Origin of the sequence: Pseudomonas sp. CF161 (assembly GCF_000416215.1) — a bacterium.
GTDB lineage: Bacteria > Pseudomonadota > Gammaproteobacteria > Pseudomonadales > Pseudomonadaceae > Aquipseudomonas.
The window spans coordinates 78,857-104,469 of record NZ_ATLP01000112.1; the positions used below are offsets into that span (position 1 = coordinate 78,857).

The 25,613-nt window shown below is 60.7% G+C and carries 25 protein-coding genes and 1 pseudogene; 16 read left to right on the plus strand and 10 right to left on the minus strand.

Features of this window, described 5'->3' with window-relative positions:
• Positions 1 to 15 precede the first annotated feature (15 nt).
• The 4 genes from kdpB (at position 16) to CF161_RS26230 (ending at position 6,224) form a co-directional block, all read left to right on the plus strand.
• Positions 16 to 2,109: a potassium-transporting ATPase subunit KdpB gene (gene kdpB / locus CF161_RS26215; protein ID WP_043230505.1), complete on the plus strand. Its 2,094-nt coding sequence runs from the start codon at positions 16 to 18 to the stop codon at positions 2,107 to 2,109.
• Between the two features lie 72 nt (positions 2,110 to 2,181).
• The gene (gene kdpC, locus CF161_RS26220) at positions 2,182 to 2,727 is read left to right on the plus strand and encodes a potassium-transporting ATPase subunit KdpC (RefSeq protein WP_043230516.1); all 546 of its coding nucleotides are present in this window, start codon (positions 2,182 to 2,184) and stop codon (positions 2,725 to 2,727) included.
• Positions 2,728 to 2,791: 64 nt separating this feature from the next.
• Positions 2,792 to 5,443 carry a sensor histidine kinase KdpD gene (locus CF161_RS26225; RefSeq protein WP_020299658.1) on the plus strand — a complete coding sequence of 884 codons (2,652 nt, stop codon included), beginning with the start codon at positions 2,792 to 2,794 and terminating at the stop codon, positions 5,441 to 5,443.
• A gap of 85 nt (positions 5,444 to 5,528) precedes the next feature.
• On the plus strand, positions 5,529 to 6,224 hold the full coding sequence (locus tag CF161_RS26230) for a response regulator (RefSeq protein ID WP_020299659.1): 696 nt from the start codon (positions 5,529 to 5,531) through the stop codon (positions 6,222 to 6,224).
• A 19-nt stretch (positions 6,225 to 6,243) separates the two neighbouring features.
• Here the strand turns inward: CF161_RS26230 and CF161_RS26235 are convergent, their stop codons facing one another.
• Positions 6,244 to 7,281: a patatin-like phospholipase family protein gene (locus CF161_RS26235; protein WP_020299660.1), complete on the minus strand. Its 1,038-nt coding sequence runs from the start codon at positions 7,279 to 7,281 to the stop codon at positions 6,244 to 6,246.
• A gap of 219 nt (positions 7,282 to 7,500) precedes the next feature.
• On the opposite strand from CF161_RS26235, the gene CF161_RS26240 reads away from it, so the two are divergent.
• The 3 genes from CF161_RS26240 (at position 7,501) to CF161_RS26250 (ending at position 9,610) form a co-directional block, all read left to right on the plus strand.
• Positions 7,501 to 7,779, plus strand: coding sequence for a hypothetical protein (locus CF161_RS26240; RefSeq protein WP_020299661.1), 279 nt, complete (start codon positions 7,501 to 7,503; stop codon positions 7,777 to 7,779).
• Positions 7,780 to 7,937: 158 nt separating this feature from the next.
• A complete protein-coding gene (locus CF161_RS26245) occupies positions 7,938 to 8,705 on the plus strand; it encodes a CHAD domain-containing protein (RefSeq protein ID WP_020299662.1) in 768 nt (255 codons plus the stop codon).
• 107 nt (positions 8,706 to 8,812) lie between these two features.
• Entirely contained in the window at positions 8,813 to 9,610 is a 798-nt protein-coding gene (locus tag CF161_RS26250; protein ID WP_020299663.1) for an acyl-CoA thioesterase II, read from the plus strand.
• A 124-nt stretch (positions 9,611 to 9,734) separates the two neighbouring features.
• Here the strand turns inward: CF161_RS26250 and CF161_RS26255 are convergent.
• The 3 genes and pseudogenes from CF161_RS26255 to CF161_RS26265 all read right to left on the minus strand — a co-directional run.
• A pseudogene (locus CF161_RS26255) lies at positions 9,735 to 9,965 on the minus strand (terminase); the annotation flags it as partial.
• A 183-nt stretch (positions 9,966 to 10,148) separates the two neighbouring features.
• Positions 10,149 to 11,630 (minus strand): methyl-accepting chemotaxis protein, encoded by a 1,482-nt coding sequence (locus CF161_RS26260; RefSeq protein ID WP_020299665.1) that lies wholly within the window; start codon positions 11,628 to 11,630, stop codon positions 10,149 to 10,151.
• 85 nt (positions 11,631 to 11,715) lie between these two features.
• On the minus strand, positions 11,716 to 12,522 hold the full coding sequence (locus CF161_RS26265; RefSeq protein WP_020299666.1) for a TatD family hydrolase: 807 nt from the start codon (positions 12,520 to 12,522) through the stop codon (positions 11,716 to 11,718).
• A 234-nt stretch (positions 12,523 to 12,756) separates the two neighbouring features.
• On the opposite strand from CF161_RS26265, the gene CF161_RS26270 reads away from it, so the two are divergent.
• From CF161_RS26270 to CF161_RS26280, 3 genes are all read left to right on the plus strand, one after another.
• Positions 12,757 to 14,178 carry a transglycosylase SLT domain-containing protein gene (locus CF161_RS26270; protein ID WP_020299667.1) on the plus strand — a complete coding sequence of 474 codons (1,422 nt, stop codon included), beginning with the start codon at positions 12,757 to 12,759 and terminating at the stop codon, positions 14,176 to 14,178.
• Between the two features lie 102 nt (positions 14,179 to 14,280).
• Positions 14,281 to 14,715, plus strand: coding sequence for a DoxX family protein (locus CF161_RS26275; RefSeq protein WP_020299668.1), 435 nt, complete (start codon positions 14,281 to 14,283; stop codon positions 14,713 to 14,715).
• A gap of 248 nt (positions 14,716 to 14,963) precedes the next feature.
• Positions 14,964 to 15,284: a hypothetical protein gene (locus CF161_RS26280; RefSeq protein ID WP_020299669.1), complete on the plus strand. Its 321-nt coding sequence runs from the start codon at positions 14,964 to 14,966 to the stop codon at positions 15,282 to 15,284.
• A gap of 50 nt (positions 15,285 to 15,334) precedes the next feature.
• Here CF161_RS26280 and CF161_RS26285 read toward each other — a convergent pair whose 3' ends face one another.
• Together CF161_RS26285 and CF161_RS26290 are read right to left on the minus strand one after the other, a co-directional pair.
• Positions 15,335 to 15,964, minus strand: coding sequence for a response regulator transcription factor (locus CF161_RS26285; protein WP_020299670.1), 630 nt, complete (start codon positions 15,962 to 15,964; stop codon positions 15,335 to 15,337).
• 264 nt (positions 15,965 to 16,228) lie between these two features.
• The gene (locus CF161_RS26290) at positions 16,229 to 16,714 is read right to left on the minus strand and encodes a hypothetical protein (protein ID WP_020299671.1); all 486 of its coding nucleotides are present in this window, start codon (positions 16,712 to 16,714) and stop codon (positions 16,229 to 16,231) included.
• Between the two features lie 62 nt (positions 16,715 to 16,776).
• Here CF161_RS26290 and CF161_RS32935 point away from each other — a divergent pair, with 62 nt between their 5' ends.
• Together CF161_RS32935 and greB are read left to right on the plus strand one after the other, a co-directional pair.
• Positions 16,777 to 16,974 (plus strand): hypothetical protein, encoded by a 198-nt coding sequence (locus CF161_RS32935; RefSeq protein ID WP_177326805.1) that lies wholly within the window; start codon positions 16,777 to 16,779, stop codon positions 16,972 to 16,974.
• Positions 16,975 to 17,286: 312 nt separating this feature from the next.
• A complete protein-coding gene (gene greB / locus CF161_RS26300) occupies positions 17,287 to 17,760 on the plus strand; it encodes a transcription elongation factor GreB (protein ID WP_020299673.1) in 474 nt (157 codons plus the stop codon).
• Positions 17,761 to 17,791: 31 nt separating this feature from the next.
• Here the strand turns inward: greB and CF161_RS26305 are convergent, their stop codons facing one another.
• Together CF161_RS26305 and CF161_RS26310 are read right to left on the minus strand one after the other, a co-directional pair.
• Positions 17,792 to 20,296, minus strand: coding sequence for an ABC transporter permease (locus tag CF161_RS26305; RefSeq protein WP_020299674.1), 2,505 nt, complete (start codon positions 20,294 to 20,296; stop codon positions 17,792 to 17,794).
• Positions 20,296 to 20,979 (minus strand): ABC transporter ATP-binding protein, encoded by a 684-nt coding sequence (locus tag CF161_RS26310; protein ID WP_020299675.1) that lies wholly within the window; start codon positions 20,977 to 20,979, stop codon positions 20,296 to 20,298. Before CF161_RS26310 ends, CF161_RS26305 begins: the two co-directional genes overlap by 1 nt.
• Positions 20,980 to 20,989: 10 nt before the next feature.
• Between CF161_RS26310 and CF161_RS26315 the strand changes: the two genes are divergently transcribed.
• From CF161_RS26315 to CF161_RS26325, 3 genes are all read left to right on the plus strand, one after another.
• Positions 20,990 to 21,595 carry an arylesterase gene (locus CF161_RS26315; protein WP_020299676.1) on the plus strand — a complete coding sequence of 202 codons (606 nt, stop codon included), beginning with the start codon at positions 20,990 to 20,992 and terminating at the stop codon, positions 21,593 to 21,595.
• 56 nt (positions 21,596 to 21,651) lie between these two features.
• Positions 21,652 to 21,945, plus strand: coding sequence for a hypothetical protein (locus tag CF161_RS26320; RefSeq protein ID WP_020299677.1), 294 nt, complete (start codon positions 21,652 to 21,654; stop codon positions 21,943 to 21,945).
• Positions 21,946 to 22,060: 115 nt separating this feature from the next.
• Complete coding sequence (locus CF161_RS26325) at positions 22,061 to 23,029, plus strand: L,D-transpeptidase family protein (RefSeq protein ID WP_020299678.1); 969 nt, start codon at positions 22,061 to 22,063, stop codon at positions 23,027 to 23,029.
• Between the two features lie 125 nt (positions 23,030 to 23,154).
• On the opposite strand, the gene oprI is transcribed toward CF161_RS26325, so the two are convergent.
• On the minus strand, positions 23,155 to 23,406 hold the full coding sequence (gene oprI, locus CF161_RS32510; RefSeq protein ID WP_003172710.1) for an outer membrane lipoprotei OprI: 252 nt from the start codon (positions 23,404 to 23,406) through the stop codon (positions 23,155 to 23,157).
• A gap of 659 nt (positions 23,407 to 24,065) precedes the next feature.
• Here oprI and CF161_RS26335 point away from each other — a divergent pair.
• The gene (locus CF161_RS26335; protein WP_007931380.1) at positions 24,066 to 24,347 is read left to right on the plus strand and encodes a GNAT family N-acetyltransferase; all 282 of its coding nucleotides are present in this window, start codon (positions 24,066 to 24,068) and stop codon (positions 24,345 to 24,347) included.
• A gap of 60 nt (positions 24,348 to 24,407) precedes the next feature.
• On the opposite strand, the gene CF161_RS26340 is transcribed toward CF161_RS26335, so the two are convergent.
• Positions 24,408 to 25,484: a 3-deoxy-7-phosphoheptulonate synthase gene (locus CF161_RS26340; protein WP_020299679.1), complete on the minus strand. Its 1,077-nt coding sequence runs from the start codon at positions 25,482 to 25,484 to the stop codon at positions 24,408 to 24,410.
• Positions 25,485 to 25,613 lie beyond the last annotated feature (129 nt).

Genomic DNA, 25,613 nt, shown 5'->3' on the forward strand with positions numbered 1-25,613 from the left:
GATTAGACGATGAATATGCATGTTCCTGCTGCAAAAAAATCCGCGCCTGATGCTGCTGGCGGCACGCCTGGCAGCGCCCGGCCGGTGACCTCGGAGCAGTCGAAAACCGCAATCTCGGCCCTGTGGCGCCCGGCGCTGGTCCAGGCCTTCGTCAAACTCGACCCGCGCCAGCTCAAGCGTTCGCCGGTGATGCTGGTGGTGGAGCTGACGGCGGTCCTGACCACGGTCCTGTGTGTGTTGCCGGACCCTGCGGTACCGACCTTCGTCGCCGCGCAAATCGCGCTCTGGCTGTGGTTTACCGTGCTTTTCGCCAACTTTGCCGAAGCCTTGGCCGAGGGCCGTGGCAAGGCTCGCGCCGACAGCCTCAAGGCTGGCAGCGAAGGTTTGAGCGCACGGCGGCAAAAGGACGATGGCAGCTTCCAGGTCGTACCCGCCGCCAGCTTGCGCAAGGGGGATGTGGTGCGAGTCGAAGCCGGGGAGATGATCCCGGGTGATGGCGAGGTGATCGAAGGGATTGCCGCGGTCAACGAAGCGGCGATTACCGGGGAATCGGCCCCGGTGATCCGCGAGTCCGGGGGAGATCGCTCGGCGGTCACCGGCAATACCCGGCTGGTGTCTGACTGGCTGCGGGTGCGGATTACCGCCAACCCCGGCGAGTCGACCCTGGACCGCATGATCGCCTTGGTGGAAGGCGCCAAGCGCCAGAAAACGCCGAACGAGGTGGCGCTGGATATCCTGCTGATCGGCCTGACCCTGATCTTTCTGCTGGTGGTGGTGACCTTGCAGCCCTTTGCCCACTTCGCCAACGGCAGCCTGCCACTGGTGTTTCTGGTGGCGTTGCTGGTGACCTTGATCCCGACCACCATTGGCGGCCTGTTGTCGGCCATCGGCATCGCCGGCATGGACCGCCTGGTGCGGCTGAATGTGATCGCCAAATCCGGGCGTGCGGTGGAGGCGGCGGGGGACGTGCACGTCCTGCTGCTGGACAAGACCGGCACCATCACGTTCGGTAACCGTCGCTGCACCGCGATTCACGCAGCGCCCGGGGTCAGTGCCAAAGAGATGGCCGAGGGCGCGTTGTTTGCCTCCCTGGCCGATGACACCGCCGAGGGCAAGTCCATCGTCGAGTACCTGCGCGGGCTTTATCCACAGCCTGAACCGGCGATCGACCTGCTGACCGCCGTGCCGTTCAGCGCGGAAACCCGTTTGTCCGGGGTCGATTACCAGGGGCGGGTCTACCGCAAGGGGGCGGTGGATTCGCTGCTGGCCTTTGTCGGCCTGCAACGCAAGGACCTGCCTGCGGCGCTGTCCCGGGAGATCGACCAGATCGCCCAAAGTGGCGGCACCCCCTTGCTGGTGTGCGCCGAGGGCAAGCTGCTGGGCGCGATCCATCTCAAGGACGTGGTCAAGCCGGGCATTCGCGAGCGTTTCGCCGAGCTGCGCAAGCTCGGGATTCGTACCGTGATGGTGACGGGCGACAATCCGCTGACCGCCGCCGCCATTGCGGCCGAAGCCGGTGTCGATGACGTGCTGGCCGAAGCCACGCCGGAGAAGAAGCTGGCGCGGATTCGCCATGAGCAGAACGACGGGCGACTGGTGGCCATGTGTGGCGACGGCGCCAACGATGCCCCGGCCCTGGCCCAGGCGGATGTCGGCATGGCGATGAACGACGGCACCCAGGCGGCCCGCGAGGCGGCGAACATGGTCGACCTCGACAGCGATCCGACCAAGCTGCTGGACGTGGTGCAGATCGGCAAGGAGCTGCTGGTTACCCGAGGCGCGCTGACCACCTTCTCGATTGCCAACGATGTGGCCAAGTACTTCGCGATCCTGCCGGCGTTGTTTGCGGCGATTTATCCACAGCTGGGCGTGCTCAACGTCATGGGGCTGACCAGCCCGCAGAGCGCGATCCTGTCGGCGATCGTGTTCAACGCCCTGATCATCGTCGTGCTGATTCCGTTGGCATTGCGTGGGGTGCGGGTGCAGGCAGCCAGTGCGGCCCACCTGCTGCGGCGCAACCTGCTGATTTACGGCGTGGGCGGGATCGTGGTGCCGTTCGTCGGTATCAAGCTGATCGACATGTTGCTGACCGCGCTGCACCTGGTGTAACTCCCCGTTACAGGGGCCGGCTGACCCGCCTGCTCCTGCCGGGATCGGACTTAGTGAATCGAGGATTGAATGATGTCTAGCCTATTGCGTCCGGCCTTGAGCCTGATGGTATTGATGACCCTGATCACCGGTGTTGCCTATCCACTGGTGGTGACCGGTGTCGCCCAGTTGGCCTTCCCGGACCAGGCCAATGGCAGCCTGGTGCGTGACGCCGACGGCGAGGTGCGTGGCTCGGCCTTGATCGCCCAGGATTTTGTCGGCGATGCCTGGTTCCACCCGCGTCCTTCTGCGGGCGCTTTTGCCACGGTTTCCAGCAGCGCCAGCAACCTGGCACCGAGCAATCCGGCCCTTGCCACGCGGGTCATCGATGACGCCAACAAGCTGCTGGTGCCTGGGCAGGGACCGGTGCCCCTGGCCTTGCTTACCACCTCTGGCAGTGGCCTGGATCCGCACTTGCCTCCGGCAGCGATTACCTATCAACTGGCGCGGGTCGCGGCAGCGCGCAACCTGCCCCAGGCCAAGGTCCAGGCGCTGGTGGACACCCTGGTCGAGCAGCCGCTGATAGGTCCACCGGTGGTCAATGTGCTGGCCCTGAATCGGGCCCTGGAAACTTTGTAGGCGCAGGCGCGGCTGTTTACGGCCGCTCCGTTGATCAATTTTTTTGTTGCAGAGAGTTCCGCCCATGAGCGATTCCGGCCGCGCCGACGCGCTGTTAGCTGATCTGCCCCGCGATGGACGCGGTCGGCTCAAGGTTTTTCTGGGCGCCGCACCGGGCGTGGGCAAGACCTACGCCATGTTGCAGGCGGCCCATGCGCAACTGCGCCAGGGGGTAAAGGTCCTGGCCGGGGTGGTCGAGACCCACGGCCGCGCAGAAACCGAAGCCTTGCTCGGCGGCCTGCCGCAACAGCCGCTGGTGCGCTCCGAGTATCGCGGAGTGATGCTGGAAGAGATGGACCTCGACGGCTTGCTCAAGGCTCGGCCCAAGCTGGTGCTGGTCGACGAGCTGGCCCACAGCAACGCCCCCGGCAGTCGCCATGCCAAACGCTGGCAGGACATCCAGGAACTGCTGGCGGCCGGGATTGACGTGTTCACCACGGTCAACGTGCAACACCTGGAAAGCCTCAACGATCAGGTGCGCGGCATCACCGGTGTGCAAGTGCGCGAAACCTTGCCTGACTGGGTGCTGCAGGAAGCCTATGAGCTGCTGCTGGTCGACCTGCCGCCCCGTGAGCTGCTGGAGCGCCTGCGCGATGGCAAGGTCTACGTGCCGGAGCAGGCGCGGGCGGCCATCGATGCCTTCTTTACCCAAACCAACCTCACTGCCTTGCGCGAGTTGGCGATGCAGACTGCGGCGGCCCAGGTCGACGATGACCTGGCCCAGGGCTATCGGCAGCTGGGGCAGGCGGCGCCGGCCGTGCGCGGCCGGTTACTGGTCGGGGTCGATGGCGATGCCCAGGCCGAACGCCTGGTGCGGCATGCGAGCCGGGTGGCACAGCGTCGGCACTTGCCCTGGAGCATGGTGCATGTCGATAACGGCAGTGTGCGTGACGAGCAGTCGCGCCTGCGCTTGCAGGCGGCGCAGCAATTGGCCGAGCGCCTGGGCGGTGAAGTGGTGTTGCTGCGCGCCGCCGAAGTGGCGAAAACCCTGATTCAGCATGCGGCGGAGCGGCGGGCGAGCCTGGTGCTGGTCGGCCAGTCCAGTCATCGCCTGCGCCGCCGCTGGTTCGGCGGCGGGCTGGCGGCGCGTTTGTTGCGTCAGGCCAGCGGCCTGGAAATCAACGTCCTGGACAGCGAAGCGCAACCGCATCAGCCACGGCTGCGCACCGAGCAATCCGTGGCCTGGTTCGACTACGGGCTGGCGCTGCTGGCCACGGCCTTGGCCAGTGCCCTGGCCTGGGCGGTGGCCAGTGTGCTGCCGCTGCCCAACATCTCCCTGGTGTTTCTGGCCGCGGTGTTGCTGGTGGCGGTACGCAGCAGCCTGGGGCCAGCGCTGGCGTGCGCGGTGCTGTCGTTTCTGACCTATGACTTCCTGTTTATCCCGCCCAGCTTTTCCTTCTCGATCCAGCGCGAAGAGGATGTATTGACCCTGGTGTTCTTCCTCATGATGGCGGCCCTGACCGGTAACCTGGCTGCCCGCCAACGCCGCCAGTTGCAGGCATTGCGCGATACCCAGGAAGAAACCAGCGAGCTGCTGGATCTGTCGCGCAAACTCACCGCCGCCACTGATCGCCAGGCGGTGATCAGCGCTGCGGCCCAGCACTTGAACGGCTGGAAGGACTTGCAGTTGTGCCTGCTCAACCGCGACGGGCAGGGCGGTTGGAAGGTGGAAACCGGTGGCCCGCTGCAGTTCTCCGAAGCCGAGCGCGCGGCTGCCGATTGGGCCTGGCAGCACGACCAGCCGGCCGGCCATGGCACCGGTACCCTGCCTTTTGGCCGCTGGTGGTGGTGGCCGCTGTCGGTGGACGAGGGCCCGCTGGCCTTGTTGGGGGTTTGCCCGAAAGAGGGGGCGGAGCTTACCGGGCAACGTCGGCGGCTATTGACCGCCTTGAGCCAGCCGCTGGCCCAGGCGCTGGCACGGGCGCAACTGGCCGAAGACCTGGAAGCCGCCAGGCTGCACGGCGAAACCGAACAACTGCGCAGCGCCTTGCTGGCCTCGGTGTCCCATGACCTGCGCACCCCCCTGACCTCGATGCGCGGCAGTATCGACAGCTTGCTGGCGCTGGGCGAGGCGATCCCGCTGGAGGACCGCCGCGAATTGCTGGAGGGCACCCGTGACGAGGCCGAGCGCCTGGACCGCTACATCCAGAACCTGCTGGACATGACCCGCCTGGGCCACGGTGCCTTGAAGCTGGCGCGGGACTGGGTGGCCCCCGGGGATATTGTCGGCAGCGCAATGAACCGCCTGCGGGCCGTGCTCGCCTCGTTGCAGGTCAGCACCGAGGTGCCTGCGCAGTTGCCGCTGTTGTATGTGCACGCGGCCTTGATCGAACAGGCGCTGGTGAATGTGCTGGAGAACGCCGCGCGCTTCTCTCCCGCCCACGGCCGTTTGCAGTTGAGCGTCGGTGCGAGTGAAAGCGAACTGTGGTTTGCCGTGAGCGATGAGGGACCGGGTATTCCCCAGGACGAGCGGGAAAAAATCTTCGATATGTTTTACACCGCCGCCCGGGGTGACCGAGGCGGCCAGGGCACCGGCCTGGGGCTGGCAATCTGCCAGGGCATGGTCGGTGCCCACGGTGGGCACATCAGCGTCGCCGAAGGCATCGAGGGACGTGGCACCTGTATTACCCTGTTCCTGCCGTTGCCGACCCAACCTGCGGTCGAGGCCCAGGTGTGATGGGCTGTCCGGCATCGCTCAGGCCAGGCCCGCGCAGGCAGCGCTGGGCTACTCTTTTGCAACTTATTTGTCTTGAATGGAAATCATGAGCCAGACCGCGACCATCCTGGTCATTGACGACGAACCGCAGATTCGCAAATTTCTGCGCATCAGCCTGGCCTCCCAAGGCTACAAAGTGATCGAGGCCGGCACTGGCAATGAAGGGCTGGCCCAGGCCGCGCTGAACAAACCAGACCTGTTGGTGCTCGACCTGGGCCTGCCGGACATGGACGGGCAGCAGGTGCTGCGCGAGTTTCGCGAGTGGTCGAGTGTGCCGGTGCTGGTGCTCTCGGTGCGTGCCAGTGAAATCCAGAAAGTTGAAGCGCTGGACGGCGGCGCCAACGATTACGTGACCAAGCCTTTTGGGATCCAGGAGTTTCTGGCGCGGGTCCGAGCCCTGTTGCGTCAGGCACCTGTCGGTGAAGGGCAGGAAGCAGCCCTGAGCTTTGGACCCTTGACCGTGGACCTGGCCTATCGCCGGGTGCTGCTCGAGGGCGTGGAAGTGGCCCTGACCCGCAAGGAGTACGCGGTGCTGGCGCAACTGGCACGCCACCCGGGACGGGTGATTACCCAGCAGCAGTTGCTCAAGGACATCTGGGGGCCGACCCATACCGAAGACAGTCACTACCTGCGGATTGTGGTCGGGCACTTGCGTCAGAAGCTGGCGGACGACCCGGCCCGTCCACGTTTTATCCTCACCGAAGCAGGGATCGGCTATCGCTTGTTGAACGCCGAGTCCTGAACGTCCAGGCGTTCGCTGCTCAGTTCTGCTCGCTTTCGTAGCGATCCAGGGTATCGCTGGCGATTTCACGACCCAGGGCGATCAGCTCCGGCGCTTTGTAGAACTCGAAAAAACGGCAGACGCGCTTGGGCACGTTGATCAGGATATCCGGTGGGTAGCCCGCGATTTTGTACTGGGCCAGGGAGGTTTGCATCACCTCGAAGCTCTGGTTGATCAGGTCCAGCAGCGAGGCCGGGCCGACGTTATCGATGATGAAGGAGCCGGTGGCAGACTTCGGCGCCCCCTCGCTTTCCGGTGCCGCCGCCGGTTGCTGGGCTTCGGGCTGGGCCGATTCGATCCAGGGATTGATCTCCGCTGCCTCGGCTTTCAAGGCTTCCTGCTCGATCAGCAACAGCTGTTCGGCCTGCTTGCGGCGAAAGGGCATGTGCGAGCCCAGGGAACTGATCAGGTTGTCGAAGCGGCTCTTGAAGGCCGGAGGGCGCTGGATCACCGGCAATTGATAGTGACGCTGGTTGGTCGAGTTGAGGTTGACGGCGATGATCAGGTCGCAATGGCTGGATACCACCGGCACGATCGGCAGCGGGTTGAGCAGGCCGCCGTCCACCAGCATGCGATTGCCCTGCATGACCGGCGTGAACAGGCTGGGGATGGCTGCCGAAGCACGCATGGCCTGGTGCAGGCAGCCTTCCTGGAACCAGATTTCCTGTTGGTTGGTCAGGTCGGTGGCAACGGCGGTGTAAGGGATTCGCAGGTCTTCGATGTTGATCTCGCCGACGATTTTGCGGATCTGGCCGAAAACCTTCTCGCCGCGAATCGCGCCCAGGCGAAAGCTGACGTCCACCAGGCGCAGTACGTCCAGGTAATCCAGGCTCTCGATCCATTCTCGATAATCGTTGAGCTTGCCGGCGGCGTAGATCCCGCCAACCACCGCGCCCATGGAGCAGCCCGCGATGCAGGCGATGTCATAGCCACGCCGTTCGATTTCCTCGATCACCCCGATATGGGCGTATCCCCGGGCGCCACCTGAGCCCAGAACCAGTGCAACACGCTTCTTCATGACTCGACCCTTAGGCAAACAGGCTCCAACAATGCACCCTTCGAGGGGGGCTGTTCAATCGTGGCCTGTATTACGCTGCAGCGCGCGGTTTACCTAGGGCGCCGCAGCGCGTGCAGCTATGCTGGTGCGCGCTATATTTCCCGGAGGCCATCAAGGCACTTTTCCCGGTGCCGATCGTCTGATCTTGTACGACTGTGTTTTATTCCTGAGGTGTCATCGATGAAAGCCTGGATCTGTCTGCCCCTGATTGTGTTGGCACTGGCCGGTTGCGCCGGCAAAACCGCTTACCGCGACACCTGCGGCACGCAACTGGATGCGGCCTGGCATGAGCTGGACCTGGCCAAGGCTGAAGGCTTTGCCGGTACCGTCAGCTACTCCAAGGCCTTGTCCCTGCTGACCGGGGCCAAGACCCAGCAACAATTTGAAGCCTTTGAAGGTTGCGCCAGCAAGGCCGAGAAGGCACGGTTCTACATCCGCGAGTCCCGCGCTGGCCGTTGATGCAATCACTGCTGCCGTGTGAGGTCGTGGAACGGCCACCACCGCCGGCCGGCATGACGCAGCGCAATGCTGCAGGCTGGCCGGCGGTGTCATTCTGAGGGAAACAGGTTGAGCCGTTCAGAGGCTGCAACCGTGAATGCTCGATGCGGGAGTCAATGATGTCAGCCCTGGTTGATCGATTGGTGGCTCAGGTCCTGAGCCTGGAAGTGCGCTTGCTGGCCTGTCAGGCCCGGCTGGCGGCAAGTACGGATCTCGAAGCACTGCATGACTTGCGGATTACCGTGCGGCGCCTGCGTAGCTTGTTGCGACCCCTGCGCGGTTTGCCTGGGGTAGAGCAACTTGAGGCGGTAGCGGGTGAGGTCGGTCAATTGACCACGCCCTTGCGGGATCGCGAAGTGCTGGCGGCTTATCTGCATCAGCACGGGCAGCATCAGGCCGCTGATCGGCGTACCGCGCAACTGGCCCAGGAGCTTCCGGCCGTCGCGAGCGGGCCGCAAGTGCAGCAGTTACTGATGGTGCTCGATGCTTTCCCACGGTTTTTACGGGCGTCCGAGCGTCAGGGCATCTTGCGCGGCTTGCGCCAGCGCATCGAAAAGCGCCTGGCCAAACAGTGGAAAGCACTGGATCTGGCACTGCATGACCCTGCCCATGACCGACACCGCCTGCGGCTGTTGATCAAACGCGTACGCTACGCCGCTGATGCCTACCCCGAACTCGATCGTTTGCCGGCCAAGGCAATGTCCCGGCTCAAGGCGGCCCAGGCGGCACTGGGTGATTGGCATGACTGCTGGCAGTGGCTGGCCCAGGCTGAGCAGCAACCGGACTTGCAGCCCTGCGTGAGCGTCTGGCGCAGCACCATGCTCAAGGCGCAAACCCGTGCCGACCGGGTGCTGGACAAACTCAGCGCCGATTGTTTCAAGTCCTGACCATGCCCTGACGGCTCATCTGTCCGCTTGTTTGGCGGGAATAAGTGCTGTGCCCCTGCTTTTGGCTGGTTAATATCCTCGAGTTCTTTTCCGCTCTCGAGGTTTCCATGCGCTTTTTCGATTTGCTTGATGCCGTTCGCCAGAATCCCCAGCAGCTGTCTATCCCGGCCGAGTGGGCCCAGGGGCGGGCGAGTTTTGGGGGCCTGGTGGTGGCCTTGCAGTACGAAGCCATGCGCGCCAGGGTTACGGCCGATCGTCCTGTACGTTCGTTGGCTATTACCTTTGTCGGGCCGGTCGAGCCGGATGTGCCGGTGAGTTTCGAAGTGGATGTGCTACGCGAGGGCAAGGCCGTCAGCCAAGTATTGGGCCGGGCGATGCAGAACGGGCAGGTGGTGACTTTGGTGCAGGGGAGTTTCGGCGCTTCCCGGGCCTCCGAGGTCAGCGTCGAGGCGCAACCGGCACCGGAAATGAAACACTGGGATGAGTGCCAGGAGCTGCCCTATATCAAGGGGGTAACGCCCGAGTTCATGCGCCACTTGGCGATGCGCTGGAGCATCGGCGGCCTGCCCTTTACCGGTAATCAATCCCGTGACATGGGTGGTTGGGTTCGATTGCGCGGAGACGTGAAGGAGGAGCCGCTGACCGAGGCGCATATTCTCGCCCTGGTCGATGCCTGGCCGCCGGCGTTGTTGCCGCACCTGCGCAAACCGGCGGCGGGCAGCACCCTGACCTGGACTATTGAGTTCGTTCAGCCATTGCTGGAGTTGAGCACCCTGGACTGGTGCAAGTACTGCGTGCACATCGAGCATGCACGCGATGGTTATGGTCATGCCGCCGCCGCGCTTTGGAGCCCGGAAGGCCGATTGATCGCCTTGAGCCGGCAAACGGTAACGATTTTCGCCTGAGCCCCTTGCTGCCGAGTGGCGCGGACAGCGTCCGGCCACTTGGCAGCAGTGAACACGGGTCGCTAACAGGGTTGCCAATGCGCTGGCGAACAGTCCTGTCAGTGCCGCACGGCCCGCAACTTCAGGCTTGCAGGCTGTGACCACGACGTTGCAGCGACAGAGCGGCGACTACCGCGACTGCGCCGATAGCAACATTGACCGCGCTGGGCGCGAACACCCCTGATGCAATCAGCAGGAAACCCACGATAAATAACGGGCCTGCAATCAACTGCAATACCAGGTTGGCCGAGTTGCGATGGCTTTCCGGGGTGGTGCGCCATTGCCATGCGGGGATGTTGGGATGACGTTTGCCCATGTTGCCCTCCTTGATTCATTTGCTGAAGCCGATGAATCAAGAATAGGGGCGACGTTGGGCAACATCGAATCAAGCGTTGCTATCGGGTTGATAGGCTATTGGGGGGAGATTCACACCGGCCAAGTCCCGCGCCTTGCGACCAACCGATAACCTTACAGGGCTGGGCTGGCCGATGACCTGCGATTAAAGCTTCAGCTGTCCGATCGCCTTGCTCAAGGCGCCGGCCAGGGTCGCCAGTTCGTTGCTGGTGGTGGCCGAATCGACGGTTTGCTGCACAGTGTTTTCGGTCACATCACGGATGCTGACCACCGCACGATTCATCTCTTCCGCCACTTGGCTCTGTTGCTCGGCGGCCACCGCGATCTGGGTATTGCTTTCACGCATCTGCGCCACGGCACTGGTTATTTCGGCCAGCGCGACTCCAGCCTCCTGAGCCTGTTGCACGCAGTCGTCGGCCTTGAACGAGCTTTCCTGCATGAAGTCCACCGCATCGCGGGTTCCGGCCTGCAGGGCGGAAACCATGGTGGTGATCTCATCGGTTGAGCTTTGCACGCGCTTGGCGAGGTTGCGCACCTCGTCGGCAACCACGGCAAAACCACGACCCATTTCCCCGGCGCGGGCCGCTTCGATCGCAGCGTTGAGGGCCAGCAGGTTGGTCTGTTCGGCGATGCTGTGAATCACACTGACCACGCCGTTGATTTTCTGGCTGTCTTCGGCTAGGCGCTGGATCATCTCGGCGGTCTGCTGTACGCCACTGGACAGCCCAGCGATGGATTTCTGCACGCGACTGACCACCTCCTGGCCGCTGCCAGCCAATGTGTCGGCAGTCTGGGACAGGTCGCGGGTTGCGCCGGCATGTTGGGCGATGTGGTAGACCGTGGCCGACATTTCATTGATCGCGGTAGCCGCCTGGTCGGTTTCACTTTGCTGGCCGAGCATGCCATGGCGTACGTCGTTCATGCTCGACGCCAGGCGCGCGGCACCCACATCCAACTGTCGGGCGGTATCGGCCACGGTGTTGACCACGCGCTGATAGCCGGCCTGCATGGCGTTGAACGCTGTCGCCATCTGCCCGACTTCATCCTTGCAGGCCAGGGGAACACGGGCCGCAAGGTCGCCGGTCTTTTCAACATGCAGCATCACGTCTTTGAGCGTGTTGAGTTGGCTCAGCAGAAAGCGGATCAACAGTTGCGAGGCGCACAGCATGGCGAACATCAGGATGAATACAGCAGCAGCGTAGTTGGTGAAGCGTTCGCTGAACACCTGACTCAGGCTCGGGCCGTAGGCGAGTACCGCGATCTGCTGGCCATCGGCACGACTGATGACTTCAGCGCCCATCAGTGGGTTATCGCCGAACAAGGGCATATGGCTGAACTCGACCCAGCCCTTGGCGCCGTTCAGTTCGGGTAATGGACGATCGTTGAGAGAGGGCGTCTGCCCGGGCTGAAAACTCAGTAAATGATCGGCACGGGGCAAAGCCTGCCCAGCCGGCCAGGCGTTGAGCAGCCGTGCCTGGGCTTGAGCGGCACCCTGAGACGCCTGGCTGCGAGCCTGCTGCTCCAGTTGTACGGCGTACAGCACCAGCAGCAGGGTAGTAACGAAGGCGACCGCATTGACCGCCCAGAATTTGTACTTCAGCGAGATGTTGCTAAGCCAGGCACCCATGGAAGGTCTTCTCTGATTGAGCGAAACAGTATTGGCAAGGTGCCATTATTGTGCCGCTACTTGCTCAGACAAATCTTGATGTGGGTCAAGCAATATCCGGCAAGCCGAAGAATGCCCGGGAACAGGCTGTACTGTGGGTGGCCAGGTCCTCTTGGCTTTCGTTGCGATGCAAGGCCACTTCGCGCAGCACCTCCGTCAGGTAGGCCGGTTCGTTGCGGCCATTTTTAGGTTTGGGACGAAGGCTGCGTGGTAGCAGGTAGGGCGCGTCACTTTCCAGCATCAGGCGACCCCGAGGAATTTCCCGAACCAGCGGGTGCAAATGCGTGCCACGGCGCTCGTCGCAGATCCAGCCAGTGATACCAATATGCAAGTCCAGGTCGAGGTAGCTGAACAGCGCGCGCTGCTCGCCGGTAAAGCAGTGCACCACCGCGGCGGGCAAGCGATCGCGGAAGTCGCGCAGAATATCCAGCATGCGCTGATTGGCGTCGCGTTCATGGAGGAACACCGGCAGCTGCAAGTCTGCGGCCAGGGCCAAATGCTCCTCCAGCACCTTTTCCTGCTGCGGGCGCGGCGAAAAGTCCCGATTGAAATCCAGCCCGCATTCTCCCACTGCACGCCCCCGGGTCTCATTGAGCAGGGCGCGCAGGCGGCGGGCACTGTCAGCATTCCAGTCACTGGCCGAGTGGGGGTGGATCCCGGCAGTGGTGAACAGCCGTTGGCCGCTTTCGTCCAACTGGTGGGCCAATTCCAAAGCCTGTTCACTGCCCTCGACGCTGGTACCGGTCAGGACCAATTGGCACACGCCTGCCGCGTACGCCCGGTCGAGAACAGCCTGGTGCTTTTCGGCGAAACTTGGGTTGGTCAGGTTGACGCCGATATCGATGAGTTGCATGGTGTACCTCCGCCTGCGGCCGGAAAGCATATCAGAGCTGTAGATTTATAAGAAAAGCCAAGAACTACAACGAGTTAAAGCTGTCTTTTGCTGTCGGAAGTTAGCTTCGGCTGGTAACCCAGCCATTGCTGTGCCCGTCTTTCGCACTTTGCCAGCGCTCAAGGCGCTCTGTTTCTGACCCCCGACTCTCAAGTCTTCCTTGAAGAGTTGGCCAGTATTCTTTCCGGAGAGCGGATGATCCGACCCTCGGTTTTGTTTGCGCTGTGCTTGTCGCTGTGGCTGCCGTTACCGGCGGTGGCACGTTTGGCTGGGCCACCGGAAATCGTGGCCTCGAGCAAGGTTCGCGATCTGGCGGAGATTCGCAGTAGCCGGGTGTTGCGGGTGCTGGTCAATCAGAGTCGCAATAGCTCGGGGGAAGTCCAGGGCCAGGCGATTGGTGTCGAGTACCACCGATTGCGCGCCTTCGAGCAGTACCTGAATGGTCACGCCCGCGATGGCCAGGAAATCAACCTCAAGATCATTCCTAAGTCCAAGGATCAGCTGCTTGGCGCCTTGCAACGTGGCGAAGGTGACCTGGTCGCGCCGGGCGAATTGCTTGAGGCACAGCCAGGACAGGCCGTGAGCCCCAGTGATCCCATTGCCAGTAACGTGCCGCTGCTTCTGGTGGGGATCAAGGGCGAGCGCCGCTATACCCGGCTGGAACAGCTGTCCGGCAAAACCCTGGCGCTGACCACCGGCAGCGTTGCCGGCGACGCCATCAGCCAGATCAATCAGAAGCTGGCGCTGCACAAATTGGCGCCGGTGAAAGTGGAGTGGGTTGATCCCAGCCTGGCGGTGGAGGATGTACTGGAAATGGTCCAGGGCGGGATTTTCCACCTGACCATTGTTGAACAACCGATTGCTGAACGTTGGGGCAAGATCCTGCCCAAGTTGCGCTTCGATCGTCAGGTTCTTATTAGCGAGCCGGGCGAGGAGCACTGGTTTGTGCGCCGGGACGCATCGATGCTGCGTGCGAGCATCGACCGCTTTCTGAAGACTTACAAAACCCCGGCCGATCAGGATGTGGCGTTTTTGCGCATCTACCGGCGTCTGTACCAGGTGCATTACCCCTTGGCTCGCGCCGACCGCCAGCGTCTGGAAAAGCTGCGACCAGTGTTGCAGAAGCACGCAAAGGAACAGGGGATGGACTGGCTGAACCTGGCGGCCCTGGCATTCAAGGAGTCTGCCTTGCAGCCCAGCGCCCGCAGCGGCGCAGGTCCGACCGGCCTGATGCAGATCACCTCATCTGCGGCGCAACGGGTAGGCGTGGATGATATTCAGACCCTGGATAACAATGTTCAGGCCGGGGCCAAATACCTGGCGTTGATCCGACGTAAGTTTTTCGCCAGCCCCAAGCTTAATGAGCGTGAACGCATGGCCTTCGTGCTGGCGGCTTACAACATGGGGCCTGAGCGGGTCCAAGGCATGCGTACCGAGGCCAAGCGCCGTGGCTTGAACCCTAATCAGTGGTTTTTCCAGGTGGAGCGTATCGCCATGGAACAGGTGGGAATGGGGGCCGTCAGCTATGTTAATAGCGTCAATAAATATTATCTGGCCTTCGACCGTGAAAGGGATTCGTTGGAGCCCCAGGCAAGAAACGTCGCGTCACGCAAGTAATCGATAAAATTGATTGTTATGGCGGGTTTTTTGCGCTTTTAACATGATAAAAACTGATTAGTATGGCGACCAACTTCCCACCTTAAACAAGGACTACACAGCATGAGCCCACTGATCAAAAACGTACTGAGCACCCGCGCTGGCTTTGGCCTGACCGTATTGCGTATTTTTGTCGGCATCATTTTCGCAGCCCATGGCTCACAAAAACTCTTCGGTCTGTTTGGCGGTTATGGCCTGACCGGCACCGCGCAATGGATGGAAAGTATCGGCCTGGCTCCAGGTCATTTGATGGCGTTGCTGGCGGGGGGAACGGAGTTCTTTGGTGGCCTGGCATTGATTATCGGCCTGTTGGCTCGCCCGGCAGCTTTGGGCCTGTCCTTTACCTTGCTGGTGGCGATCTTCTCGGTGCACATCAGCAACGGTTTGTTCATGGCTAACAACGGTTATGAGTTTGCCCTGGCATTGCTTGGTGGCACCGTGGCGGTATTGCTTGAGGGCGCGGGCAAGCTTTCGCTGGATGCGGCGATCACCAAGTAGCGCTTGGCGTATCACTGGAAAGGCCCGCCTGATGCGGGCCTTTTTCGTTTATGGAGGTTCTTGACACTGGCCTATGGGCTTCTCTAGGATGCTGCTCATGCGCCGATTTAAACAGCTACTTGCGGGGCGCCAGATGATCGAAAGATTGTCGTTAGAAGCTTGAAGAAGGCTTCGAAATACCGCTAAAGCGCTGGTTCGGTGTTGCCTCTCACCTGCCCGGCAGAAACTTGAGGCAGAGACACGACACGATGAATGCAATACGCCCCCTTGTACGTCTTGCGCCGATCACGGCGAACCTTGTGCAGCGCAATCCGAAAATCCTTCTGGCTGGCAAGCACCAACCCACTCTATTGCGATACCTGGACGGTTGGCCGCGACGCACTGGCAGGCCTTCGGCTTTCCTGATCCAGTTTGTCGAAGAGGGGGAGTCCCTGGCTCGTTTCTCCAACGACAGTTTTGACCTCGCGGTCATCCAGGCTCCTAGTGCCGAAAACACTGCTGAAGTCATCAAGCAGCTGACCCGTGTTGCGCGCCAGGGATTGATTACTCGCCCTCAAGACCGGCTGTAACCACTCCTGGCACGGCTGATGGCGAGTTTCGTTGGATGGGTTCGCGCTGTTTAAACAATCGCGTTACGTTTCGCCAGATCAACCAGCGCGACCAGGTTGGAAATATTGAAACGTTTCAATAAGCGCACTTTGTAAGTGCTTACAGTCTTGTGGCTGATCAACAGTGCGTCGGCGATCTGCTGGTTATTCAGCCCTGTTGCCAACAACCTCAAGACGGTAATTTCACGATCTGTGAGTCGTGAAATCAACACGCTTTCCTGGCAAGCCGCCGTGTTGTTCTGCTGCAGGATATTGATCGTGTCTTCGGGGAAGTAGCTATAGCCCGACAAAATCGCCTTGACCGCATTGGCCAGCTCATTGAGGTTTTCGGTTTTGCACAGAAAGCCTGCGGCACCTGCTTGCAGGCAACGCAAGGCGAAGTTCTTCGAATCACTGGAGGTCAGTACCAGAGTCTTGACTTGCAGGTGTGCTGACTTGATATGGGCGATGACCGAAAAGCCATCCAGATTGGGAATGCCCAAATCCAGAATCAACAGGTCCGGAACGTGTTTGCGCACCAGCTGTACGGCATCGGCTCCGTTGCTTGCTTCGGCAATGATCGTGTGTTGATGGGGTTCAAGTATCGACCTTATGGCCAGTCTGATCAGCGGATGATCGTCGACGATAATGATGTTTCCCATGAACAGGTTCCCCTCGAGTCTAAGGTAGTGGGAAATGTCGTCCGAGCACTGCAAAGTGCGCGGTTTCGTTTTTGTTGTTGTGCGCTCATTGCCGGGTCGTAATGGGCGGGTGATCGTTCGAAAAGTGGCTGCTTGAGCCTTACGATGATCTGACTGGTCTGAAAAATGAATCGGACTAATCTGATAGTTTTGGTGCGCGCGATGCCAAAAAGGGCAGATTGTTAACTCAGCGCGCAGTCACCTCTCTCGATGACTGCGAGTACTTCAACGAGGATGTCGGCGTTTTACGTAAATGGCGATCAGGAGAAGTAGCAGCGGCATCGTAAAGATATTGATCAGCTTGATTGCTCTTCCCAGTGAGGCAATTTCATTGTTGAGCTGCAGTTGCAGGTCTCTTAATGATTTGCGTATTTGTTGGCTTTGTTGATGGTCCGCTTGTGTTGTTGTGCCCTTGGGAGTCCATTCCTCTGCCTCGATTGGAGGGCTGAGAGCGTATAGCGCGGTTAACTCGGCATCCGTCTGAGTCAGAGGTGCTTCGAGCTTTTCAGTCTTCTCGCGAAAGCGCTCTTCGTTCTCTTCGATCAATTTTTCAATCCGAGTAAAAGTCGGCTGGTTCCGCGGTTGCGATCGCGGATTCAGCAAAGCGCTCTGTGCATGGAAGTCACTCAGAATGTTCACTACGAACGCTTCGTTATCTGACCAGACCTGCGGTGCCTGAGAATCCGATTCATTCCCTGCCTTGACCCACATGCGGTTATCCAGGATGTCGGTATCAGCCACTACCCAAGCAGCAACGCGCCCGGGATCTGAAGTTGGAAGTGCGTGAGCTGGATATACAGAAAAAGACTGCTGAATTGGTAGAGCGCTTGAAACAACTGACCAATGCCAAGAAAAAGCTCAGCAGCATTGTGAAAGACTTCAACGAAACGGTGACTTTCAACAACAGCCTCCATGCCATTTCCAGCCTTCCCCTTGGTGAGGGCGAGTGTTCTCCTGATGGCGTGGTCTGAGCGCGCTGTAAGGGTGAATCGCGTCATTTGAAGCCTGCCTCTGCCTGATTCCAGGTACCGCTATTGAGCCCTGATCTTGTTGAAAGACCAGGGCGTCATTTTCCTCTTTCAAACCATCCCAGATAGAGATCGGTTGATGTGGCTGCCTCGTCCACCACAAGGATTAGGGCTAGCTACTTTTCCGCAGTGATTTATCATCGGTTTTTCTCAAGTAGGCTGGGCCCTGGACTTAGGTCCGGCCAGGCAGGTTGTTCGGCCTCAGGCCAAATCGTGAGATTCATGGTCGGTTCATTGCGGGTGGTGATTAAGCAATTGAGTACAAAACTGATTACCCAGGAAGGTCATGAGGCTCTCAAGAAAGAGCTCGACTATCTATGGCGGGAAAAGCGTCCCGACACTACCCGCAAAGTCACCTGGGCTGCGTCACTGGGTGACAGAAGTGAAAACGCCGATTACCAGTACAACAAGAAGCTGCTGCGAGAGATTGATCGCCGGGTGCGCTACATACGCAAGCGCCTGGAAGACATGCGCGTGGTTTCATACGCGCCGGAGCAGGAGGGGCGGGTGTTCTTCGGCGCCTGGGTCGAGGTGGAGAATGAAGAGGGGGAGACCAAGCGCTTTCGTATTGTTGGTTATGACGAGATATACGGGCAGAAGGATTACATCTCCATCGACTCGCCAATGGCGCGAGCGCTGTTGAAGAAGCAAGAGGGGGATGAAGCGATTGTTCCTACGCCGGGAGGTGAAACCTGCTGGTGGATCAATCGAATCGAGTATCAAAAGTAGGCCCGTCGCTGTCTGAGACGGGCCTTGGCCTTCAGCCTTCGCGCAGTACCGTCAGTGGGCTGGCATTCAAGGCCCGCCGGGTGCCGAAAACCCCCGCGCCGCCAACCAGCGCCGCACCGATCAGCGGCAACACCAGCAACCACGGATGTGGGTGCCAAGGCAGATCGAAGGCATAGCGGTAGAGCACCAGGCTCACCAGCTCAGAACCCAGAGCAGCCAGCAGGCCACTGACAGCGCCGAGCAGGCCGAACTCGATACGCCGCGCTTTAACCAGCAACCGCCGTTCCGCCCCCAAGGCCCGCAACAGCGCACCTTGGCGAATACGCTCGTCAAGGGTGGCCTGCAGGCCGGAGAAGAGGACGGTCATCCCGGCAGCCAGGACAAACAACAAGACGTATTCCACCGCCAGGGTCACCTGGGCGAGGATGCTGCGCAGTTGCTCCAGCAAGGCCTCCACCTGAAGGATGGTCACTGCCGGAAAGGCCCGGGACAGCTCGACGATCTGTTGGTCATGCCCGGCCGCCAGGTAAAAGCTGGTCAGGTAGGTCGCGGGGAGATCTTTCAAGGTGCCCGGCTGGAAGATCATGAAGAAGTTGGGCTGGAAGTTATCCCAGTTGATTTTGCGCAGGCTGGTGACCTGGGCTTCGCGATTGATGCCGCCGACGGTGAAGGTCAGCCGATCGCCGATTTTGAGCTTCAGGCTTTCTGCGACCTTGTTTTCCACCGAGACGCCGGGCAGATCGCCTTGCGGCTGGCTCGACCACCAGCTCCCTGCCGTGATGCTATTGCCTTGTGGCAAGTCGGCGGCCCAGGTCAGGCTCAGGTCGCGCTGAACTGCGCGATCGCCGCTGGAGTCTTTGCTGACGATATCCCTGACCGGCTCGCCGTTGATGCTGATTAGTCGCCCCGGTACTACCGGGTACAGCGGTGCCGAAGGTGCGGAGAGTGCCACCAGACGATCGGTGAAGGCCTGTTTATCGGCGGGGAGGATATTCAGCGCGAAGTAGTTGGGGGCATTTTTCGGTAGCTGATTCTGCCAGGTATCCAGTAGCTCGCCGCGCAATAGGGCGATCAGCGCCATCGACAATAGAATCAGGCCGAATGCCAGGGATTGGCCCGCAGCCGCCAGTGGGTGGCGCAGCAACTGTCCCAGGCCCAGGCGCCACGGCAGCGAGGCGCGAGCCAACAGGCGTCGCAGGCTTTGCAGGGCGAGCAGCAGAAGCCCGCCCAGCACCACCGCGGCCACCACACCACCGCCGAGCAAGGCGAAGGTCAGCACCAGATCCAGGCTCAGGCGCCACATGATCAGGCCCAGGGCGAGCAGGGCCGCGCCATAGACCATCCAGGTGCTGGAAGGGATGGGCAGCAGATCGCGACGTAACACCCGTAATGGCGGAACACGACCCAGAGCGGCCAGCGGCGGCAGGGCGAAGCCGGCGAGTGCCACCAGCCCGGTGCCGATCCCGGCGACCGCCGGCAGCCATCCACCCGGCGGTACATCACTGGGCAAGAGCTCATGCAGCAGGGCGAACAATCCGAGTTGAGCCAGCCACCCTATCAGCGCGCCGCTGAGGCTGGCCAGCAGACCAAGGACGGCCAACTGCACACTGAACAACAGCATGGTTTCACGCCTGGACAAGCCAAGGCAGCGCAGCAGGGCGCTGGCATCGAAGCGCCGGGTGGCGAAGCGCGTGGCCGACAGTGCCACCGCGACGCCCGATAGCAATACGGCTACCAGGCTGGCCATGTTCAGGTAGCGCTCGGCCTTGCCCAGGGCGCCGCCGATCTGCTGGTTGCCGTCGCGTGCATCCTGCAAGCGCTGATTGGCCGCCAGCCCTGGTTTGATCAATTGTCGATAGGTTTCCAGCGCCGGAGCGGTGCCGCGCCATAGCTCCTTGTAGCTGACCCGACTACCGGGCTGCACCACGCCCGTGGCCGCCAGGTCGGACAAATTAATCAGCACCCGCGGCGTCAGGCTATAGAAGTTACCGGCACGGTCCGGCTCGTAGGTCAGCACTCGGGCCAGGCGCAGAGTCTTCATGCCCACGTCGATGCTGTCGCCAATCTTCAAGTCCAGCGCGGCCAATAGGCGCGATTCGACCCAGGCCTCACCTGGCTTCGGTCCACCCCCTGACTCTTCGGCGGCGTAGGGCGCCGGTGCGCTTTTCAGCTCGCCACGTAATGGATAGACCTCATCCGCCGCTTTGATGCTGGACAGCTGGATGCCTTTGTCGGTGGCGACGACGCTGGAGAACTCCACGATCTGCGCATGCTCCAGCCCCAGTTCCCGGCCGCTCTGGATCTGCTCCGGGCGTGCCGGCGAGCTGCCCTCGAGCAACAGGTCGGCACCGAGGAATTCGGTGGCGCGCAGCAACATGGCGCCGTTCAGGCGGGCGCCGAAATAGCCGATGGCGGTGCTGGCCGCAACGGCCACCAGCAAGGCGAAGAACAACACCCTCAACTCACCGGCGCGTGCATCGCGCAGCAGTTGACGCAGGGCGAGGCTGAACAGGCGCAACAGCGGCAGGCGTGCCATCAAGGCTCCAGAGGGGCGACCAGCAGGCCGGCTTCAAGGCGGATCAGGCGCCGGCAGCGATGTGCCAGGCGTTCGTCGTGAGTGACCAGTACCAATGTGGTGCCGCGTTCTTTATTGAGCTCGAACAGCAGGTCGCAGATACGCTCGCCGGTGTGGCTGTCGAGGTTGCCGGTCGGTTCATCGGCAAACAAAACGTCGGGCTCGGCCGCAAATGCCCGGGCGATCGCGACCCGCTGCTGTTCGCCGCCGGAGAGTTGGCGCGGTGAGTGGGTCAGGCGCTGGCCCAGGCCCACCCGTTGCAGCAATTGGGTCGCACGCTCGCGAGCATCCTTGCGACCGTCCAGCTCCAGCGGCAGCATGACGTTTTCCAGTGCATTGAGGCTGTCGAGCAATTGAAATGACTGAAAGACAAAACCCACGTGTTCGGCACGGATGCGTGCTCGTTGATCCTCATCCAGGGTGCTCAGGGCCTGGCCCGCAAGCGTGACTTCACCGCTGCTGGGCAAGTCGAGCCCGGCCAGCAGGCCCAGGAGCGTGGATTTGCCGGAGCCTGATGCACCGACGATGGCCAGGCTATCGCCCTTGTTCAGTTCCAGGCTGAGTTGGTGCAGGATGGTCAGTTCACCTTCCGCGCTGGGAACCACTTTGCTAAGGTTCCGCGCAGTGAGAATGCTTGCGCCCATGGAGAGTCCGATGCGTGTGTGGTTTTTGAGTGCTGGCCTGGCCTTGATGTGCATGGCCCAGAACGCAGCGGCGGGTACAGTCCTGATCGTTGGCGATAGTATCAGTGCGGCTTTCGGCCTGGATACCCGACAAGGGTGGGTGACCCTGCTGGAGCAGCGGCTCAAGGACGAAGGTTTCAACGACAAGGTGATCAATGCATCGATCAGCGGCGACACCAGCGCGGGGGGCTTGGCGCGGCTGCCTGGGCTGCTCACAGAGCATAAGCCGGATGTGGTGATCCTGGAGCTCGGGGGCAACGATGGGCTGCGCGGTCAACTGCCAACGCAATTGCAACAAAATCTTGCGTCGATGATTGATAGCTCAAAAGCCAGCGGTGCCAAGGTGCTACTACTGGGCATGCAGCTACCTCCCAACTATGGCGTGCGTTATACCCAGGCATTTGCCGAGGTCTACAGCAACCTGGCCAGCGAGAAGAAAATCGCCCTGGTGCCGTTTTTTCTGCAAGGGATCGGCGGCATTCCCGAGCTGATGCAGGCCGATGGTCTGCACCCGGCGGCTGCGGCCCAGGGCAAGTTGCTGGAAAATGTCTGGCCGACGCTAAAACCGCTGCTTTGACGCTTTTCTAGTGGCAGTGTTTCGGCTAATGTGGCGCCCCCGATTTGGAGCCCCCAATGCCGCGTCCTGCCTGGTCCCTGTTTGCCTATCAACTGATCGAGCCTGACGAACAGCTGGATCTGTTTGCCTGCCAGGAAGTTCGGGTGCACTTGGTCACGCGTCAATTGGAACTCGGTGGTGCTGCCGACCGGACGTTATGTGGCTCTTTGCTACCCGCCCAGCCGCGCTGGTCGAGCGTGGACCGCACCATTTTTCAGGAGCAGCGCCTGTGCCCGCTCTGCCGCGCAATTCTCGAGTCGCAGAAGCGCGGCACCCCACCGATCTGGCCTGAACTGCGCTTCGAACTTTGAACATTCGCCATCGGATGGCCTGTAGCTACGCTTACCCCAGCCAACTGCCGAAGCGGGAAGCTGCGGTGTACAATCGCTTTTTTCTCACCCGTTGATCATGCGAAGGATTTTCCGGATGTTGCCGCGTTTTCCTGCCGTCACCCGCTGCCTGACGCTTGCCGCACTTTGTGTGGCAGGCCCGGTTGCCGCACTGGAGTTGCCTCTACCACCCCCCGGCGAAGACATCGTGGGCCAGGTGCAGGTGATCAAGGCCAAGTACGAAGACACCTTTGCCGATCTGGGAACGACTTACGACCTGGGTTATCTGGAAATGGTGGCGGCCAACCCGGGCGTCGATCCCTGGTTGCCGGGAGCGGGTACGGAAGTGGTTCTGCCGACCCGATTCATTCTGCCGCCGGGCCCGCGCGAGGGCATCGTGATCAACCTGGCCGAATATCGGCTGTATTACTTCCCCAAGGGACGTAACGTCGTTTACACCTTCCCCCTGGGCATCGGCCGCGAAGGCTGGGGTTCGCCGATTGCGCACACCAGCATTGTGGCCAAAACCCCGAACCCGACCTGGACGCCTCCTGCTTCGATCAAGGCCGAGCATGCGGCCGACGGTGACCCGCTGCCAAACGTGGTGCCGGCCGGTCCGGACAACCCGCTGGGCCCATTCAAGTTCACCCTGGGAACTCCGGGTTACCTGATTCACGGCTCGAACAAGAAATTCGGGATTGGCATGCGCACCAGTCACGGCTGTTTCCGCATGTTCAATAACAACGTGCTGGAAATGGCCGGCATGGTGCCGGTGGGTACCTCGGTACGAATTCTCAACGACCCTTACAAGTTTGGCGTCAGCGGTGGCAAGGTCTATCTGGAGGCGCACACGCCACTGGATGACAATGGCAACCCGTCGGTGGTCGACAAGCACACCGCAGTGATCAATGCCTTGCTCAAGCGCGAAGACCTGGCGAACAGCCTGCGCATGAATTGGGATGTGGTGCGTGATGTTGTCGCGGCCGAGGATGGTCTGCCGGTGGAGATCGCGGTGCCTGTTTCCGCACCGACGGTATCTTCCGTTCCCGTAGATCCAGAGCAGTAATCACGGCTGCAAAAGCCCGTCGGAGCCTCTGGTTTCGACGGGTTTTTTATTGCCTGCAGGAAAGTCCGGGCAATAAAAAAGCCGACCCAAAAATGGATCGGCTTGATAACAATCCCGAGGGACTATTACTTGCGGCTAGCTTTTTCAAGCATGCGCAGAGCGCGCTCGTTAGCTTCGTCAGCAGTCTGTTGTGCTTTTTGAGCAGCAGCCAGAGCTTCATCAGCTTTACGGTAGGCTTCGTCTGCACGAGCCTGGGAGCGAGCTGCTGCGTCTTCAGTAGCAGTCAGACGAGCTTCGGTTTCTTTGGATACGCTGCTGCAACCGGTAGCCAGAACTGCGGCCAGAGCCAGAGCAGAGAATTTCAGAACGTTGTTCATCGTGTTCCCCTTCAAGGACTTTCTATTAGTAGCTATCTCTTCAGAGTGAGGAAATAGCCGGCGTACATACTACCCATTACTTGTAGTAAGTAAACTGACGTAGCGCAAGAAGCAAAAAAAATTCTAGGTGCTGAATCTTTTTCGAGCAACTTTTTAGCCAGTTGTATAAAAAGCGTGCAGCTGCGAGGCCCGGCCTGGGTGCCTTGCTGGATAGCCGGTGTTACCCGATTGCCACTCCCCGCAGCAGTTTCTGAGTGTAGGCTAAAGTCGATTTATATTGAGGCGTCTACACTTTTCTTCAGATTCTGTGTAAGCGCTCACGTATCTTTGTTGATGTTGAGGTGACTTTAAGAAGGGGCGCTCGTCTTAAGTCTCAACATCCGGCGATGTTCAGTGTGTCATTGGTGAAACGTTGTGTGCGTGAGCATTTTGGCTTGCACTGTTAGCTCGGCGTGTGACGCGCCTCATGCTGCGCAGGACAAGATGAGTGCGTCTTGAGCATTTATGCCAATGATGCCTACTATTTGTAACGTGCAGGTTGAACCTGAGCGGTAGGCTTTTCTCGGTGTCCAGTCAGGCACGGGGTGGCGTAGATGTTCCTTCGCCGGAAAAACATCGGTAAGGTAGGGGTCAGAATCCAAGACCCGCGAGGAGTAGTGATGAGCGAGGCGTTGTCCATCCACCATGACCAGGCTGGTCATCAGTTCGAGACCAATGTGGACGGTCATCGTGCCTACCTGACTTACATGGACCTGGGTAAGCAGACCCTGGATATCTATCGGACATTCGTGCCCAACGCATTGCGTGGCCGCGGCATTGCTGCCGCGTTGACCGAGCAGGCCCTGGAGTACGCTGATCGCATGGGGTACACGGTGATCCCGTCGTGCTCATACGTGGAGCGCTACATGGAGCGCCATCAGCGTCACGCCGCGAAACTCTGAGCGGGCACACACAAAAACGCCGGGCTGAGCCCGGCGTTTTTGTGTGCGTCTTTTGAGAAATCAGCCGCGATCGCGTTTAGGCAATACGTCCTTGAGCTTGGCATGCATGCCGCGCAAGGTTTTCTCGGTGCTTTCCCAGTCGATGCAGGCGTCCGTGATCGACACGCCGTATTGCAATTCGGCCAAGTCTTTCGGAATCGCCTGGCAGCCCCAGTTCAGATGGCTCTCGACCATCAGGCCGATGATCGACTGATTGCCTTCGAGAATCTGGTTGGCCACGTTCTCCATGACCAAAGGTTGCAGCGCCGGGTCCTTGTTGGAGTTGGCGTGGCTGCAGTCGACCATGATGTTGGGTTTGATCTTCGCTTTGTTCAGCGCCTGTTCGCACAGCGCGACACTCACCGAATCGTAGTTCGGCTTGCCGTTGCCACCGCGCAATACCACGTGGCCATAAGCGTTGCCTTTGGTGGTGACGATCGACACCCCGCCTTCCTGGTTGATACCCAGGAAGCGATGAGGGCTGGAAACCGATTGCAGGGCATTGATTGCAACGGTCAGGCCGCCATCGGTGCCGTTCTTGAAGCCGACAGCCGAAGACAGGCCAGACGCCATTTCGCGGTGGGTCTGGGATTCTGTGGTGCGCGCGCCGATGGCCGACCAGCTGATCAAGTCCTGCAAGTACTGCGGGGAGATCGGGTCCAGCGCTTCGGTGGCGGTTGGCAGGCCCATCTCGGCCAGGTCCAGCAGCAACTGGCGGCCAATGTGCAGGCCGTCCTGAATCTTGAATGAGTCGTCCAGGTAAGGGTCGTTGATCAGGCCTTTCCAGCCGACCGTGGTCCGCGGCTTCTCGAAGTAGACGCGCATTACCAGGTACAGAGTGTCGGACACTTCGGCGGCCAGTACCTTCAGGCGCTCGGCGTACTCGTGAGCTGCTTTGATGTCGTGGATCGAGCAAGGGCCGATAACGACAAACAGGCGATGGTCGGTGCCATCCAGAATATTGCGGATCACCTCGCGGCCCTTGGTCACGGTGCGCAGGGCAGCGTCGCTCAGGGGGATATCACGCTTGAGCTGATCAGGAGTGATCAGCGTCTCGTTGGAGGCGACGTTAAGGTCGTTGATCGGTAAATCAGCCATCGTGTTACTCGTCAGGTCACGGGTGCCGGCCGCCAGCGATCCCCGCGCGGCGGAGCACAGCGGATTTGAGCGCGTCGGGGAGCGGAACCTTAGCGCGTTAGCCGGTGATTCGACAATGGGCTGGCGGGG